Annotated in this window: 9 protein-coding genes; 4 read left to right on the top strand and 5 right to left on the bottom strand. The window is 46.4% G+C overall.

What is annotated here, in order from left to right:
* Positions 1 to 10 precede the first annotated feature (10 nt).
* Positions 11 to 739 (top strand): AAA family ATPase, encoded by a 729-nt coding sequence (locus MKY50_RS02065; protein WP_021481826.1) that lies wholly within the window; start codon positions 11 to 13, stop codon positions 737 to 739.
* Positions 740 to 811: 72 nt separating this feature from the next.
* Entirely contained in the window at positions 812 to 2,245 is a 1,434-nt protein-coding gene (gene bglC, locus MKY50_RS02070; protein WP_341116084.1) for a 6-phospho-beta-glucosidase, read from the top strand.
* A gap of 36 nt (positions 2,246 to 2,281) precedes the next feature.
* Here bglC and nin read toward each other — a convergent pair whose 3' ends face one another.
* From nin to hxlA, 5 genes are all read right to left on the bottom strand, one after another.
* On the bottom strand, positions 2,282 to 2,680 hold the full coding sequence (gene nin, locus MKY50_RS02075) for a DNA-entry nuclease inhibitor (RefSeq protein ID WP_015252845.1): 399 nt from the start codon (positions 2,678 to 2,680) through the stop codon (positions 2,282 to 2,284).
* A gap of 26 nt (positions 2,681 to 2,706) precedes the next feature.
* The gene (gene nucA / locus MKY50_RS02080; RefSeq protein WP_003234608.1) at positions 2,707 to 3,156 is read right to left on the bottom strand and encodes a DNA-entry nuclease; all 450 of its coding nucleotides are present in this window, start codon (positions 3,154 to 3,156) and stop codon (positions 2,707 to 2,709) included.
* A gap of 167 nt (positions 3,157 to 3,323) precedes the next feature.
* Positions 3,324 to 5,045 carry a methyl-accepting chemotaxis protein TlpC gene (gene tlpC / locus MKY50_RS02085; RefSeq protein WP_341116085.1) on the bottom strand — a complete coding sequence of 574 codons (1,722 nt, stop codon included), beginning with the start codon at positions 5,043 to 5,045 and terminating at the stop codon, positions 3,324 to 3,326.
* Positions 5,046 to 5,155: 110 nt separating this feature from the next.
* On the bottom strand, positions 5,156 to 5,713 hold the full coding sequence (gene hxlB, locus MKY50_RS02090; RefSeq protein ID WP_213420222.1) for a 6-phospho-3-hexuloisomerase: 558 nt from the start codon (positions 5,711 to 5,713) through the stop codon (positions 5,156 to 5,158).
* Between the two features lie 5 nt (positions 5,714 to 5,718).
* Positions 5,719 to 6,351, bottom strand: coding sequence for a 3-hexulose-6-phosphate synthase (gene hxlA, locus MKY50_RS02095; RefSeq protein ID WP_032724921.1), 633 nt, complete (start codon positions 6,349 to 6,351; stop codon positions 5,719 to 5,721).
* 231 nt (positions 6,352 to 6,582) lie between these two features.
* Between hxlA and hxlR the strand changes: the two genes are divergently transcribed.
* Together hxlR and srfAA are read left to right on the top strand one after the other, a co-directional pair.
* Positions 6,583 to 6,945, top strand: a complete 363-nt coding sequence (gene hxlR / locus MKY50_RS02100; RefSeq protein ID WP_003246265.1) for a transcriptional activator HxlR — start codon at positions 6,583 to 6,585, stop codon at positions 6,943 to 6,945.
* Between the two features lie 563 nt (positions 6,946 to 7,508).
* Positions 7,509 to 18,272: a surfactin non-ribosomal peptide synthetase SrfAA gene (srfAA, locus tag MKY50_RS02105; protein WP_341116087.1), complete on the top strand. Its 10,764-nt coding sequence runs from the start codon at positions 7,509 to 7,511 to the stop codon at positions 18,270 to 18,272.
* Positions 18,273 to 18,276 lie beyond the last annotated feature (4 nt).

Below are 18,276 nucleotides of genomic sequence, written 5' to 3' on the forward strand. Positions count from 1 at the left end.
AGGAGATGCTATGTTTTTAAAAAAGGTTACTCTTCTTCGAGATAAGATTTTGGACTTTGACAGATTTCCTTTTACTATCCCGGCTATAAGTCAATTAAATGACATCTTATTTACTAGCCAAGTGACTTTTTTTGTGGGGGAAAATGGATCTGGAAAATCTACTTTGCTTGAAGCGATAGCAGATAAGTGTGAATTCAATACAGCGGGCGGAAGCCGAAATAATGTCTATGAATTACGGGAGTCAGATTCCCATTTAGGAGATTATATACGTTTATCTTGGCTTCCAAAGGTAACAAATGGCTTCTTCTTAAGGGCTGAATCGTTTTATCATCTTTCTCTTCATCTGGATGAGATGGAACTAGATGCTCCTCAGCCATACCGTTCCTATGGAGGGAGGCCGCTACACAATCAATCACATGGAGAGTCCTTTATGTCTCTATTCCGTCATCGTTTTAAAGAGAAAGCGATTTACCTTTTAGATGAGCCAGAAGCAGCACTTTCTCCAGCTAGACAATTAGCTTTTTTGAGAGTTATACATGATTTGGTGAAGGGCGGAAATGTACAGATGATTATTGCGACTCACTCCCCAATCCTACTGGGCTATCCCAATGCTAATATTTTAAGCTTTGATGGTGGAAGAATACATCATATTGAATATGAGAATACAGAGCATGTTCAATTAACACGATATTTTCTTGGACAAAGAGAAAAAATATTAGCTGAGCTGTTCCGCGACTAACTTCAAGTTGATATGAAACGCGTTTCATAGCCTATGATAGGTTTATCAAATAATTCAGGAGTGATAAACACTATGATCCACCAGCATCCAGAATCTTTTCCGAAACATTTTTTGTGGGGCTCTGCTTCTGCCGCGTACCAGATTGAAGGCGCTTGGAATGAAGATGGCAAAGGCCCTTCTGTTTGGGATGTGTTTACGAAAATACCGGGCAAAACGTTTAAAGAAACCAATGGCGACATTGCGGTTGACCATTATCACCGATTTAAAGAAGATGTCGCTCTGATGGCTGAGATGGGGTTAAAAGCATATCGATTTTCCGTCAGCTGGCCACGGGTTTTTCCAAAAGGAAAAGGAGAGATCAATGAAGCAGGTCTAGCGTTTTACGATAGTCTGATTGATGAATTGCTTTCTCATCACATCGAGCCGGTTCTGACTTTATATCACTGGGATTTGCCTCAAGCGCTTATGGACGAATACGGCGGGTTTGAATCCAGAAACATCATAGAGGATTTTAATCACTACTGTATTACTCTTTATAAACGTTTTGGAGACAGGGTGAAATATTGGGTTACGTTAAATGAACAGAACTACAATTTTAATCACGGATTTATTACAGCCATGCATCCGCCTGGAGTGAAAGACAGAAAACGATTTTACGAAGCAAACCATATTGCGTTTCTGGCTAATGCAAAAGCCATCGAATCATTTAGAGAATATGTGCCTGAAGGCAAAATAGGTCCTAGCTTTGCTTATTCTCCGGCTTACCCTTTATCAAGCCATCCAGAGGATATACTGGCATTTGAAAACGCCGAAGAATTTATGAACAATTGGTGGCTTGACATGTATTGCTGGGGAACCTACCCGCAAATTCCATTCCGCTACTTGGAAAAACAGGGATGGGCGCCGACAATCGAAGCAGGAGATATGGAGCTGCTTGCCAAAGGGAAGCCTGATTTTGTAGGTGTCAATTATTATCAGACGATCACCTATGAACGAAATCCGCTTGATGGTGTGTCTGAAGGGAAAATGAATACGACAGGCCAAAAGGGAACCAATCAGGAGACGGGGATACCCGGAGTGTTCAAAACGAAAAAAAATCCGTATCTGACAACGAGCAACTGGGATTGGACAATTGACCCAATTGGGCTGCGTATCGGTCTTCGCCGAATTACAAGCCGCTATCAGCTTCCAGTGTTTATAACAGAGAACGGTTTGGGTGAATTTGATAAAGTTGAGGACGGCACTGTACAGGATGATTATCGAATTGATTATTTGCGTTCGCATCTTGAGCAATGCAGACAAGCCATCAGTGACGGTGTCGATTTAATCGGCTATTGCAGCTGGTCGTTTACTGATCTGTTAAGCTGGCTGAACGGCTACCAAAAAAGATACGGATTTGTATATGTCAATCGTGATGAAGAAAGCACATACGATTTAAAACGCTTGAAGAAAAAAAGCTTTTATTGGTATCAAGATGTCATCAAGACAAACGGAGAAAGTTTATAAAGAGTCCCTGAGAGTTATTCTCTCAGGGGTTTTTCATTACACAGAAACAGCATCAATAATATAAGTGTCGGCGTGCAAATCTGACATTTCAGCCGGCACAGTCCAGCATGTCAATTGATAGTCTCCTTTAGGCAGATCAAAGGACAGTCTTTTAGACATGATGCTTTCAATATGAATTCCGTTTTCTGTGACATGAAAAGGAACAGTCACTTTTGTTTCGTAGGAGTTTACTGTTTCTGAACTGTTCAGGCGCAAAAGAATAAAGGCCTTTGTATTTCGCTGTGCCTCAAAGGAAATGGCTCCGTCTGCCGCAGCATATCCTTTTTCAATCGCTTCGTCAGTCCAATCCATTACAGGAGGTGTAGAATCCTTTTGAAATACAGTAAATTGATGATATGAAATCGAAAGTTCTTGCGGCTTCCATGATTTGATCAATGTGCTGTTCCTCCTCTATGTACTGTTTACTGAATTGTGAATAAAACCTTTGTGCCGTCTGGGTAATCGGTAAGCTGATGCCCGACCCAAGAGCCTGCTCCGCGGTTGTCAGCGGGAGAAATGTATTCTACAGAAGCTCCCTCACCGCCTTCTTTGCACATGGCCATTGGCCATTCATCTCTGTCATACCCCTTTTTGGAAGGTACGTCCTTTAATGATTGCTCGCGGCGTTCCTCAGCTCCGTCTCTGTCAATAGTGCACACCTCTGAGTGTCCCTCATTTATCGCATCCTTAATATGCTTGGCAGTTTCGGGATACCGGTCAGATGGGAAGGCGATTGTTTCATCATATTCTTTCGTTTGAGACGTTTTTTGATCAGTTGAAAAAAAGTCTCCTTTTATCAGACCGACAGCTGCAGCTGCTATGATGACGATGACGAGAAGTATCGTTTTTATGATGTCCGTCGTGATGTTCACCTCCCGATTTTAAAACTGACACAAGAGTAATCCAGAAAGCATTTGGTGTAAAGGTTTAAATTTTATGTTTTACGCTCAGTTTATTGCAGAAATCGTAATTTTAGCAGATCGAAATATTTGTTTTCAGCAAAATACGATTGCCAATTTACAATAATGATAGTAAGTCATCAGCCGTTTTCGGCTTGATTAATCATTTTAAATTGGCTTATGATACCGGTAAGCTCCTCAGCTAATTGAGAAAGTGTTTCAGAAGCTGCGGTAATCTCCTCCATTGCAGCAAATTGCTCCTCTGTTAATGCAGCCGCTTGCCGGGTATTTTTAGTAGATTCTTTAATGTCGGCCGTATTGGCTGCAAAGGAATCATTTATTTGATGTGCACTGGCTGAAATGTTTGTTACAGATGCTGATAAATCACTAATCTCGGCACTGATTTCACCTGTTGCAGCTGCAATTTCCTTAAATGCATCTCTGGTGCGCTGGATCATGGTGACTCCTTCTGCAGCTTCTGTTTTCACATGCTCAACAGATCTTGCAGACCGGTTCATATCATTTTGTATTTCTATGATCAGTTTTGAAATCTGTCCCGCAGACTGTTGAGACTCTTCTGCTAATTTCCGTACTTCATCAGCAACAACAGCAAAGCCTTTTCCTTGTTCACCGGCTCTGGCAGCTTCAATCGCTGCATTCAGCGCAAGCAGGTTTGTCTGATCGGCAATTTGGGTGATGACCGATAAAATTTGCTCAATTTGTTTAGAGCGGCCGTCTAACTGGTGTATGATTTCTCCGCTTTTCTGAATTGACTGGTGGATCGCATCCATTTGCGCCTGTACATTTGCAATTTCCTTTTGCCCAATGTCTGCTTTTGATTGAGCGAGCTGCCCTTTGTCAGCGATAGCGGCAGTATTTGCAGAAATATCCCGGATGTCTGCTGAAGCTTGTTTTAATGAGCTTTCACTGTTTTCAATTCGGGTGATCTGATCTTGGGCTCCATTTGCAATCTGCTGTACAGCTTCTGTGATTTTTTCTGAAGCTTGATTTGTTTCCTCTGCTCCGGCTGAGAGCTGCTGAGAGGCTGACGCAAGCTGAAGGGCTGATTGTTGTACGGTTTGTATGGTATCGTTCAGCTTCATTCTCATCTTATTATAATAGACGCTTAGTTCTGATAGCTCGTCACCGGTTTTGTCTGACACCTCTATTGTCATATCTCCGTTTCCGGCACTTTCAAAGGCACTTTTTAAAGCGTTCAGCCGCTTGTTGATTTTTCTGGTGAAAACCAAGACAAGGATGACTGATACCATAATGACGATAACAAGAACGATAGCGAATTGAGTGAAAAGTGATTGTGTAAGTGATGCTAAAATACTTTGATTAGCTCCGGTATACAGCATGCCGATGATGTTCCCATTTTGATCTTTTAACGGCATGTATGCAGTCTGATAAGAAGAACCTGCTACATCTGCTTGTCCGTAAAAACGCTTTCCTTTCTTTAAAACAGCGGCAATAACTTCAGAAGAAGCCTGGGTGCCGACAGCTCTTTCGCCATTTTTCATGACATTGGTTGCAACACGAGTATCGCCTTGGAAAATGGTAATGGTATCACCTGTTTTTTCGCCAAGCAGATCAACAATATCTTCATTTCCATTGATTTGTGTTTGCCCTTTATAGAGCTTATTGTTTTTCACCTGCCAGTCGCCTGACATGACATCATCAATATAAGTGCTGCTTAAAGCGAGATCACCTTTCGCTTTTTCAGTTGCCATTTGTTTCAAGCTTTCTGTAATTTCCTTAAGCATCACAGTGCCAACTGATGCCGAAAACAAAAGAATCACCACGAAAACGAGGCAAAGAATTTTAGTTCCTAGCTTCATCTTAAATCGTTTTATCAACATAATTCCTCCCTTTACGATTTGCAGGTCATATTACTTATCGGGTTTTTGGGTTTAAAGTTTTATTTTAGAAAAAATAAAACCGGCCTGATCTTCAGGCCGGTTGTGTGATGCTATTCAAGGTTTGCGTGGTGAGTGAACATAGTTTCAGAATCGAGACCTTTTTTCTCCATGAGTTTTAAAATCACTGCATCATAGAAGAGCAGCAAAGTTTGTTCAAATAATGATCCCATTGGCTGAATGGTTTTATAGTTTCCGTTTGACTGGTCTTTAGGAGAACCAGGCATTCTGATGATGAGGTCCGCTTGTTTTCCGATGCTTGATTCCGGATTGATGGTTAAAGCGGCAACAATTCCGTGTAAGCTTTTTGCTTTTGCTGCGGTATCAATCAAGCTCTTTGTCTCGCCTGATCCTGAGCCGATAATAACTAGATCTCCTTCGCCGAGCGGCGGAGTGAGAATCTCACCTACTATATGGGCGTTGAAGCCCATGTGCATCAATCTCATCGCGAAGGATTTTGCCATCAGGCCAGACCGCCCCGCACCCGCAGTGAAAATTTGGTGGGATGAAAGAATGTGATCGGCAAGCTGGTCAGCCTCTTCATTAGAAATATAAGCTGCTGAACGGTGTAACTCATTGAGAATTTCCGCTACGTATTCAGTCGTTTTCATCGGAGTTATCCTTGGACAATCAGCTGCTTCATTTTTGAAGCTGTTTCCGCCTTATCAGCTGCGCTTGTAATTCCGCCTCCGACAATGACAAGGTCAGGCTTTTGCTGGATCACTTCTGGCAGTGTATCAAGTTTGATGCCGCCCGCGATTGCGGTTTTTGCGTTTTTTACGGTGTTTTTGATTGTCGTTAATTCTTCGAAAGAGTTCTTGCCCTCTGCTTGAAGATCATAGCCAGTGTGGACGCAGATGTAGTCAACACCGAGTGCGTCAATTTCTTGCGCACGGGACTCGATATCTTTCACGTTAATCATGTCCACTAAGATTTTCTTCTTTTGTTTTTTGGCTTCTTCTACTGCGCCTTTAATCGTTGCGTCGTCTGTAGCTCCTAAAACGGTGATGATGTCAGCGCCTGCTTCCGACGCTTTCATAATTTCGTAGCCTCCGGCATCCATGATTTTCAGGTCTGCAAGAACCTTCAATTGAGGAAATGCTTCTTTTATTTCTTTAACGGCTCTTAGGCCTTCATTAATGACGACCGGTGTTCCGATTTCAACTACGTCGATGTATTGTTCTACCTCTTTGACAAGCTCAATGGCTTCCGGGATGTTGACGAGGTCTAATGCAAGCTGTAATTCCATTGTTGATCCACTCCCTTTTTCGAATTATTGTTCATTCTATAGGTTCCCTCTTTTGTTGAGAAGTAGGCACTTTGAAGTCAACAAGTTACTTGGAGGATACTGTGAGGAGAGGCAATCAGATTTCTTTCGCTTGATTTTATGAGTGAGTATAATGAAAAAAGAGTCTGCAAAAAAGTAAGTAAGTGATGATACGTATCTAACATACAAAAAGGTTACTAAGGGGGGATTCTATTGAGCCGGATGGACGACAAAAGGTTTAATTGTGAGAAGGAATTAACGCTTGCAGTGATTGGCGGTAAATGGAAAATGCTCATTTTATGGCATTTAGGAAAAGAAGGCACAAAACGGTTCAATGAATTAAAAACATTGATTCCTGATATTACGCAGAAGATCCTCGTGAATCAGCTGAGAGAGCTTGAGCAGGATATGATTGTTCACAGGGAAGTGTATCCGGTTGTCCCGCCGAAGGTTGAATATTCTCTGACCCCGCATGGAGAAAGCCTCATGCCTATTCTTGAAGCCATGTATGAGTGGGGGAAAGGCTATATGGAATTGATTGATATCGACAAAAATGTCATGAAAGAATCGTTGTAAGACGCTCTTCGCAAGGGTGTCTTTTTTTTTGCCTTTTTTTCGGTTTTTGCGCGGTACACATAGTCATGTAAAGATTGTAAATTGCATTCAGCAATAAAAAAAGATTGAACGCAGCAGTTTGGTTTAAAAATTTTTATTTTTCTGTAAATAATGTTTAGTGGAAATGATTGCGGCATCCCGCAAAAATATCCCTGTAAATAAACTGGAATCTTTCGGCATCCCGCATGAAACTTTTCACCCATTTTTCGGTGATAAAAACATTTTTTTCATTTAAAGTGAACGGTAGCAAGATAAAAAATATTGAAAACAATGAATAAATAGCCAAAATTGTTTCCTATTAGGGTGAGAGTCTTGCGGTCTTTATCCGCTTGTGTTAAACCCCGCAATGCTGACTGATGGCAGCCTGTTTTAATAGCGGCAGATTGGAAGCACTGCTTTTTAAGTGTAGTACTTTGGGCTATTTCGGTTGTTAGTTCATAAGAATTAAAAGCTGGTATGGATAAAAAAGAGAAAATACTCTGCACAAGTTCACTGCTTATGAAGACTAGGGGAGGTATGAAAATATGGAAATAACTTTTTATCCTTTAACGGATGCACAAAAACGAATTTGGTATACAGAAAAATTCTATCCTCACACAAGTATTTCAAACCTTGCGGGGATTGGTAAGCTGGTTTCAGCTGATGCGATTGATTATGTGCTTGTTGAGCAGGCGATTCAAGAGTTTATTCGCAGAAATGACGCCATGCGCCTTCGGTTGCGGCTAGATGAAAACGGGGAGCCTGTACAATATATTAGCGAGTATCGGCCTGTTGATATAAAACATACTGACACTACTGAAGATCCGAATGCGATAGAGTTTATTTCACAATGGAGCCGGGAGGAAACGAAAAAACCTTTGCCGTTGTACGATTGTGATTTGTTCCGTTTTTCCTTGTTCACCATAAAGGAAAATGAAGTATGGTTTTACGCAAATGTTCATCACGTGATTTCTGATGGTATCTCCATGAATATTCTCGGGAATGCGATCATGCACATTTATTTAGAATTAGCCAGCGGCTCAGAGGCAAAAGAAGGAATCTCGCATTCATTTATCGATCATGTTTTATCTGAACAGGACTATGCTCAATCGAAGCGATTTGAAAAGGACAAGGCGTTTTGGAACAAGCAATTTGAATCGGTGCCTGAACTTGTTTCCCTGAAACGGAATGCTTCCGCAGGAGGAAGTTTAGATGCTGAGAGGTTCTCTAAAGATGTGCCTGAAGCGCTTCATCAGCAGATTCTGTCGTTTTGTGAGGCGAATAAAGTCAGTGTTCTTTCGGTATTTCAATCGTTGCTCGCCGCCTACTTGTACAGGGTCAGCGGCCAGAATGATGTTGTGACGGGAACCTTTATGGGCAACCGGACAAATGCGAAAGAGAAGCAGATGCTTGGCATGTTTGTTTCTACGGTTCCGCTTCGGACAAACATTGACGGCGGGCAGGCGTTTTTAGAATTTGTCAAAGACCGGATGAAGGATCTCATGAAGACACTCCGCCACCAAAAGTACCCGTATAATCTCCTGATCAACGATTTGCGTGAAACAAAGAGCTCTCTGACCAAGCTGTTTACTGTTTCTCTTGAATATCAAGTGATGCAGTGGCAGAAAGAAGAGGATCTTGCCTTTTTGACTGAGCCGATTTTCAGCGGCAGCGGATTAAATGATGTCTCAATTCATGTAAAGGATCGATGGGATACTGGGAAACTCACCATAGATTTTGATTACCGCACTGATTTATTTTCTCGTGAAGAAATCAACATGATTTGTGAGCGCATGATTACCATGCTGGAGAACGCGTTAACGCATCCAGAGCATACCATTGATGAATTAACGATGATTTCTGATGCGGAGAAAGAGAAGCTGCTTGCGAGGGCCGGCGGTAAATCTGTGAGCTACCGTAAGGACATGACGATCCCGGAACTGTTCCAAGAAAAGGCTGAGCAGCTTTCAGATCATCCAGCGGTTGTATTCGAAGATCGTACATTGTCCTATCGAACGTTACATGAACAATCCGCACGCATCGCCAATGTGCTGAAACAGAAAGGGGTTGGCCCGGACAGTCCTGTCGCGGTTTTGATTGAACGTTCTGAACGGATGATTACAGCTATCATGGGAATTTTAAAAGCCGGCGGAGCCTATGTGCCGATTGATCCGGGTTTTCCTGCAGAGCGGATTCAATATATTTTGGAGGACTGCGGGGCGGACTTCATCCTGACTGAATCGAAGGTTGCAGCGCCTGAAGCCGATGCTGAGCTGATTGACTTAGATCAGGCAATTGCGGAAGGTGCAGACGATATGACGGAGGCTGATGTAAACGCGCGGAATCTTGCCTACATTATTTACACATCGGGAACAACCGGACGTCCGAAAGGCGTTATGATCGAGCATCGCCAGGTTCATCATTTGGTTGAATCTCTGCAGCAGACGATTTACCAAAGCGGCAGCCAAACCCTGCGGATGGCATTGCTTGCGCCGTTCCACTTTGATGCGTCAGTGAAGCAGATCTTCGCGTCGCTTCTTTTGGGACAAACCCTTTATATCGTACCGAAGAAAACAGTGACGAACGGGACCGCCCTTACTGCATATTATCGGAGAAACAGCATTGAGGCGACGGATGGAACACCGGCTCATTTGCAAATGCTGGCAGCAGCGGGCGATTTTGAAGGCCTAAAACTGAAGCACATGCTGATCGGAGGAGAAGGCCTGTCATCTGTTGTTGCGGACAAGCTGCTGAAGCTGTTTAAAGAAGCCGGCACAGCGCCGCGTTTGACTAATGTGTACGGGCCGACTGAAACGTGCGTTGACGCGTCTGTTCATCCGGTTATCCCTGAGAATGCAGTTCAATCAGCGTATGTGCCGATCGGGAAAGCGCTGGGGAATAACCGCTTATATATTTTGGATCAAAAAGGCCGGCTGCAGCCTGAAGGCGTGGCGGGTGAGCTTTATATTGCGGGAGACGGTGTGGGCCGAGGCTATTTGCATTTGCCTGAATTAACGGAAGAGAAGTTTTTACAAGATCCATTCGTGCCGGGCGATCGCATGTACCGGACCGGGGACGTGGTGCGCTGGCTTCCAGATGGAACAATCGAATATTTAGGCAGAGAGGATGACCAGGTCAAAGTCCGCGGATACCGGATTGAGCTTGGGGAAATTGAAGCCGTGATTCAGCAGGCGCCAGACGTTGCAAAAGCCGTTGTTTTGGCACGCCCTGACGAACAGGGAAATCTTGAGGTTTGCGCATATGTTGTGCAGAAGCCTGGAAGCGAATTTGCGCCAGCCGGCTTGAGGGAGCATGCGGCCAGACAGCTTCCTGACTATATGGTGCCGGCTTACTTTACAGAAGTGACAGAAATTCCGCTTACGCCAAGCGGCAAAGTCGACCGCCGCAAGCTGTTTGCACTAGAGGTGAAGGCTGTCAGCGGCACTGCCTATACAGCGCCGCGAAATGAGACTGAAAAAGCAATCGCAGCCATTTGGCAGGACGTGCTGAACGTTGAGAAGGCGGGGATTTTTGACAATTTCTTTGAAACGGGCGGGCATTCATTGAAGGCCATGACCCTTTTAACAAAGATTCATAAGGAAACAGGCATCGAGATTCCGCTTCAATTTTTGTTTGAGCATCCGACGATTGCGGCTCTTGCAGAGGAAGCTGATCACAGAGAAAGCAAAGCTTTTGCGGTGATTGAACCTGCTGAAAAACAGGAGCATTACCCGCTTTCCCTGGCACAGCAGCGAACATATATCGTCAGCCAGTTCGAGGATGCGGGAGTCGGCTACAACATGCCGGCAGCAGCAATTCTGGAAGGGCCTTTAGATATTCAAAAACTGGAGCGCGCATTTCAGGGGTTAATCCGACGCCACGAGTCATTGAGAACATCATTTGTTCTTGAAAACAGCACGCCGAGACAGAACATTCACGATAGCGTTGATTTCAACATCGAAATGATTGAAAGAGGCGGCCGCTCAGATGAGGCAATTATGGCTTCATTCGTTCGGACATTTGATTTGGCGAAAGCTCCGCTGTTCAGAATCGGTTTGCTGGGGCTTGAAGAGAACCGTCATATGCTGCTGTTTGACATGCACCATTTGATTTCTGACGGTGTATCCATTGGCATTATGCTGGAGGAGTTAGCACGCATTTATAAAGGCGAACAGCTTCCTGAGCTTCGTCTCCAGTATAAGGACTACGCTGTATGGCAAAGCAGACAGGCTGCTGAAGGGTACAAGAAGGACCAGGCTTATTGGAAGGAAGTCTTTGCAGGCGAGCTCCCGGTGCTTCAGCTTCTGTCCGATTACCCAAGACCGCCTGTTCAAAGCTTTGAAGGGGATCGGGTGTCAATCAAGCTGGATGCGGGGGTAAAGGATCGCCTCAATCGTTTGGCTGAACAAAACGGCGCCACTTTATATATGGTGATGCTGTCCGCTTACTATACGCTTTTGTCAAAGTATACGGGGCAGGATGACATCATTGTCGGGACACCGTCAGCGGGCAGAAATCACTCCGATACAGAGGGCATTATCGGGATGTTTGTCAATACGCTTGCGATTCGCAGTGAGGTGAAGCAAGATGAGACGTTTACCCAATTGATCTCGCGTGTCCGCAAACGGGTGCTGAATGCCTTTTCTCATCAGGACTATCCGTTTGAGTGGCTTGTTGAAGATTTGAACATCCCGCGTGATGTTAGCAGGCATCCGCTGTTTGACACGATGTTCAGCCTTCAAAACGCGACAGAGGGCATTCCGGCTGTCGGCGATCTGTCCTTGTCTGTTCATGAGACCAATTTCAAGATTGCCAAATTTGATTTGACCGTGCAGGCGAGAGAAACCGATGAAGGCATTGAGCTTGATTTGGATTACAGCACAAAGCTGTTTAAACAAAGCACGGCAAACAGGCTGCTTACGCATTTTGCGCGTTTGCTTGAAGATGCTGCGGCTGATCCAGAGAAGCCGATTTCTGAGTATAAGCTTCTTTCTGAAGAGGAGGCCGCTTCGCAAATTCAGCAGTTTAACCCGGGCAGAACACCTTATCCGAAAGATAAAACAATTGTTCAGCTGTTTGAGGAGCAAGCGGCGAATACGCCAGACCACACTGCGCTTCAATATGAAGGCGAATCACTCACTTATCGTGAACTGAATGAACGGGCCAATCGTTTAGCCCGCGGCATTCTTTCTCTTGGAGCTGGCGAAGGCAGAACTGCGGCTGTCTTATGCGAGCGGTCAATTGATATGATTGTGTCGATCTTGGCAGTATTAAAATCAGGTTCGGCTTATGTTCCGATCGATCCGGAACATCCGATTCAGCGGATGCAGCATTTCTTCCGTGACAGCGGAGCAAAGGTGCTTCTCACTCAGAGGAAATTAAAGGCTTTGGCGGAAGAAGCGGAATTTAAGGGCGTTATCGTGCTAGCCGATGAGGAAGAAAGCTATCATGCCGATGCGCGAAATCTCGCACTGCCTCTTGATTCTGCAGCAATGGCCAACCTGACGTATACTTCCGGAACGACTGGAACACCTAAGGGGAATATCGTGACACATGCCAATATCCTCCGCACGGTAAAGGAAACGAATTATCTCAGCATTACAGAACAGGATACGATTCTCGGTCTTTCCAATTACGTGTTTGACGCGTTTATGTTCGATATGTTCGGCTCTTTGTTAAACGGAGCCAAGCTGGTGCTGATACCGAAGGAAACCGTTTTGGACATGGCTCGCCTGTCCCGCGTCATTGAACGGGAGAACATCAGCATTCTCATGATTACAACCGCTTTGTTCCACTTGCTTGTGGACTTGAATCCGGCATGCTTGTCAACGCTTCGCAAGATTATGTTTGGCGGGGAACGGGCTTCGGTTGAGCATGTCAGAAAAGCTTTGCAAACGGTTGGAAAGGGCAAGCTCCTTCACATGTATGGACCGTCTGAAAGCACGGTTTTCGCGACGTATCATCCGGTTGATGAATTGGAGGAGCACACGCTGTCTGTTCCGATTGGAAAACCGGTCAGCAATACGGAAGTATACATTCTTGACCGTACGGGAAACGTGCAGCCTGCCGGGATTGCCGGAGAGCTTTGCGTCAGCGGCGAAGGTCTCGTGAAAGGCTATTACAACCGTCCAGAACTGACTGAGGAGAAATTTGTTCCCCATCCGTTTACATCCGGCGAACGCATGTATAAAACGGGAGACCTTGCGAGATGGCTGCCGAATGGCGACATCGAATTTATCGGGCGAATCGACCATCAGGTGAAGATTCGCGGACAGCGCATCGAGCTTGGAGAAATCGAACATCAGCTGCAAACCCATGATCGTGTTCAGGAAAGTGTTGTGCTTGCCGTTGATCAAGGAGCGGGAGATAAACTGTTGTGTGCTTACTATGTCGGAGAAGGAGACATCTCATCACAAGAGATGAGAGAGCATGCTGCGAAGGACTTGCCGGCATATATGGTTCCTGCGGTGTTTATCCAAATGGACGAGCTGCCGCTGACAGGGAACGGAAAAATTGACCGGAGAGCGCTGCCGATTCCTGATGCCAACGTTTCAAGAGGTGTTTCATATGTTGCGCCACGCAATGGAACGGAACAAAAAGTCGCAGACATTTGGGCACAGGTACTTCAGGCAGAACAAGTCGGCGCTTATGACCACTTCTTTGACATTGGCGGACATTCATTAGCAGGCATGAAGATGCTTGCCTTGGTTCATCAGGAACTGGGCGTTGAGCTGTCACTCAAGGATCTCTTCCAGTCACCGACGGTTGAGGGCTTGGCACAGGTGATTGCCTCTGCTGAAAAAGGGACAGCCGCAAGTATCAGCCCGGCAGAGAAACAAGATACGTATCCTGTTTCTTCACCGCAAAAACGGATGTACGTGCTTCAGCAGCTTGAGGATGCGCAAACGAGCTATAACATGCCGGCGGTTCTGCGCCTGACAGGTGAGCTTGATGTTGAAAGGCTTAACAGCGTCATGCAGCAGTTAATGCAGCGTCATGAAGCCTTGAGAACCACGTTTGAAATAAAAGATGGAGAAACGGTGCAGCGGATCTGGGAAAAGGCTGAGTGTGAGATAGCCTATTTCGAAGCCCCGGAAGAAGAGACAGAGCGGATCGTTTCTGAGTTTATTAAGCCTTTCAAAATCGACCAACTTCCACTGTTCAGAATAGGGCTTATCAAGCATTCAGACACTGAGCATGTGCTGCTGTTCGATATGCATCATATTATTTCTGATGGTGCATCTGTCGGTGTGCTGATTGAGGAGCTTTCAAAGCTGTACGATGGAGAAACCCTTGAGCCGCTCCGTATTCAATATAAGGATTATGCCGTGTGGCAGCAGCAGTTCATTCAGTCTGAGCTTTACAAGAAGCAAGAAGAGCATTGGCTGAAGGAGCTGGACGGAGAGCTGCCGGTGCTGACGCTTCCGACTGATTACAGTCGGCCTGCCGTTCAAACATTTGAGGGAGACCGCATTGCATTTTCATTAGAAGCAGGCAAAGCTGATGCTCTGCGCAGGCTTGCAAAAGAAACGGATTCCACGCTTTACATGGTGCTTCTGGCTTCATACAGTGCATTTTTATCAAAACTTAGCGGGCAAGACGATATCATCGTCGGTTCACCTGTGGCCGGACGATCTCAAGCGGACGTCAGCCGCGTCATCGGAATGTTCGTCAATACATTGGCGCTTCGCACGTATCCGAAGGGTGAAAAGACGTTTGCTGACTATCTTAACGAAGTGAAAGAAACGGCACTCAGCGCATTTGATGCGCAGGATTACCCGCTTGAGGATTTGATCGGAAATGTTCAAGTTCAGCGTGACACAAGCAGAAACCCGTTATTCGATGCAGTTTTTTCAATGCAAAATGCGAATATAAAGGATTTAACAATGAAAGGGATTCAGCTTGAGCCGCATCCGTTTGAACGGAAAACAGCCAAGTTTGACCTCACGCTGACGGTTGACGAAACCGACGGAGGGCTTACATTCGTATTCGAATACAATACAGCTCTGTTTAAGCAGGAAACGATTGAACGATGGAAGCAATATTGGATGGAGCTTTTAGATGCAGTTACTGGGAACCCGAACCAGCCGCTTTCCAGCCTGTCACTGGTCACAGAGACAGAAAAGCAAGCGCTTCTTGAGGCATGGAAGGGCAAGGCGCTGCCTGTGCCGACAGACAAAACGGTTCATCAGCTATTCGAAGAGACTGTCCAGCGCCACAAAGACCGCCCGGCTGTCACATACAACGGCCAGTCTTGGACGTACGGCGAGCTGAATGCGAAGGCAAACCGTCTCGCGCGGATTCTGATGGACTGCGGCATCAGCCCGGATGACCGCGTCGGCGTTCTCACGAAGCCGTCGCTTGAAATGTCCGCCGCGGTGCTCGGCGTCTTGAAAGCCGGAGCGGCGTTTGTGCCGATTGATCCTGACTACCCGGATCAGCGGATTGAGTATATTTTACAGGACAGCGGCGCGAAGCTCCTCTTGAAACAGGAAGGCATTTCAGTGCCGGATAGCTTCTCAGGAGACGTCATTCTTCTCGACGGAAGCCGCACGATTCTAAGCCTGCCGCTTGATGAAAACGACGAGGGAAATCCAGAGACGGCTGTAACCGCGGAGAACTTGGCGTACATGATTTACACGTCTGGAACGACCGGACAGCCGAAGGGTGTCATGGTCGAGCACCATGCGCTTGTGAACCTGTGCTTCTGGCACCACGACGCGTTCAGCATGACAGCGGAGGACCGCAATGCGAAGTACGCGGGCTTCGGGTTCGACGCTTCCATTTGGGAGATGTTCCCGACCTGGACAATCGGCGCCGAACTTCACGTCATTGATGAAGCGATCCGCCTCGATATCGTCCGCCTGAACGATTATTTTGAAACGAACGGCGTAACGATCACGTTCCTGCCGACACAGCTTGCGGAACAGTTCATGGAGCTTGAGAACACATCACTTCGCGTCCTCTTGACCGGAGGAGACAAGCTGAAGCGCGCAGTGAAAAAGCCGTACACACTCGTCAACAACTACGGGCCGACAGAAAACACGGTCGTTGCCACAAGCGCAGAAATCCATCCGGAGGAAGGCTCGCTTTCCATCGGACGGGCCATTGCCAATACGAGAGTATACATTCTCGGCGAGGGCAATCAGGTGCAGCCGGAAGGCGTAGCCGGAGAGCTTTGCGTGGCGGGGCGCGGACTGGCACGCGGCTATCTGAATCGAGAAGACGAAACCGCGAAGCGGTTTGTCGCTGATCCGTTTGTGCCGGGTGAGCGCATGTACCGCACCGGCGATTTGGTGAAGTGGACAGGCGGCGGCATCGAATACATCGGCCGGATCGACCAGCAGGTCAAGGTCCGCGGCTACCGGATCGAGCTCTCAGAAATTGAAGTCCAGCTCGCCCAGCTTTCTGAGGTGCAGGATGCGGCGGTGACAGCTGTCAAAGATAAAGGAGGCAACACAGCGATCGCGGCGTATGTCACACCGGAAACAGCTAACATAGAAGCACTGAAATCAGCACTGAAGGAAACCCTGCCGGATTACATGATCCCGGCGTTCTGGGTGACGCTGAACGAGCTTCCGGTTACGGCAAACGGCAAAGTCGACCGCAAAGCCTTGCCTGAGCCGGACATCGAAGCGGGAAGCGGAGAATACAAAGCGCCGACGACCGACATGGAAGAGCTGCTTGCCGGCATCTGGCAGGACGTGCTTGGAATGTCTGAAGTCGGTGTCACCGACAATTTCTTCTCGCTTGGCGGAGATTCCATCAAAGGAATTCAAATGGCGAGCCGCTTGAATCAGCACGGCTGGAAGCTGGAAATGAAAGATCTCTTCCAGCATCCGACGATCGAAGAGCTCACCCAGTACGTAGAGCGTGCCGAAGGCAAACAGGCAGACCAAGGCCCGGTGGAGGGCGAAGTCATCCTGACGCCGATCCAGCGCTGGTTCTTTGAAAAGAACTTCACGAACAAGCACCACTGGAACCAATCGGTGATGCTTCACGCCGCGAAGGGCTTTGACCCTGAACGGGTGGAGAAAACATTGCAGGCGCTGATCGAGCATCATGACGCGCTCCGCATGGTCTATCGTGAGGGACAGGAAGACGTCATTCAATACAACAGAGGTCTTGAAGCTGCTTCAGCTCAATTGGAGGTCATTCAGATTGAGGGCCAAGCTGCAGATTACGAAGACCGTATAGAGAGAGAAGCGGAGCGTTTGCAAAGCAGCATCGACTTGCAGGAAGGCGGCTTGTTAAAAGCAGGCTTGTTCCAAGCGGAAGACGGAGACCACTTGCTGCTTGCCATTCACCACTTAGTGGTTGACGGCGTGTCGTGGCGGATTCTACTGGAGGATTTCGCCGCAGTATATACACAGCTTGAGCAAGGCAATGAACCGGTTCTCCCGCAGAAAACACATTCATTTGCAGAGTATGCAGAGAGATTGCAAGACTTCGCGAACTCCAAAGCCTTTTTGAAAGAAAAAGAGTATTGGAGACAGCTTGAAGAACAAGCTGTTGCGGCAAAGCTTCCGAAAGACCGCGAATCTGGTGATCAGCGAATGAAACATACAAAGACAATTGAATTCTCGCTGACTGCTGAAGAGACAGAACAGCTCACCACAAAGGTGCATGAGGCATATCACACAGAAATGAATGATATTTTGCTGACGGCATTCGGATTGGCAATGAAGGAGTGGACGGGTCAAGATCGAGTAAGTGTTCATTTAGAGGGGCATGGACGTGAAGAAATCATAGAAGACCTGACCATTTCCCGCACAGTCGGCTGGTTTACAAGTATGTACCCCATGGTGCTCGATATGAAGCATGCGGATGATCTGGGCTACCAGCTGAAGCAAATGAAAGAAGATATCAGACATGTGCCGAATAAGGGAGTCGGATACGGTATTCTGCGCTATCTGACGGCACCGGAACATAAAGAAGATGTGGCGTTCTCGATTCAGCCGGATGTCAGCTTCAACTATTTAGGTCAGTTTGACGAAATGTCGGATGCAGGTTTGTTTACGAGATCAGAGCTGCCGTCAGGACAGTCATTAAGCCCTGAAACAGAAAAACCGAATGCGCTGGATGTTGTCGGATATATCGAAAACGGAAAACTGACGATGTCACTGGCCTATCATTCTCTTGAATTTCATGAAAAAACAGTACAAACATTCAGTGACAGCTTTAAAGCGCATCTTCTCAGAATCATTGAACATTGCCTATCTCAAGACGGTACGGAACTGACCCCGAGTGATCTTGGTGACGACGATTTGACGCTGGATGAGCTGGATAAATTAATGGAAATTTTCTAATAGA

The organism is Bacillus sp. FSL R7-0685 (genome assembly GCF_038002425.1).
Taxonomy (GTDB): domain Bacteria; phylum Bacillota; class Bacilli; order Bacillales; family Bacillaceae; genus Bacillus; species Bacillus subtilis.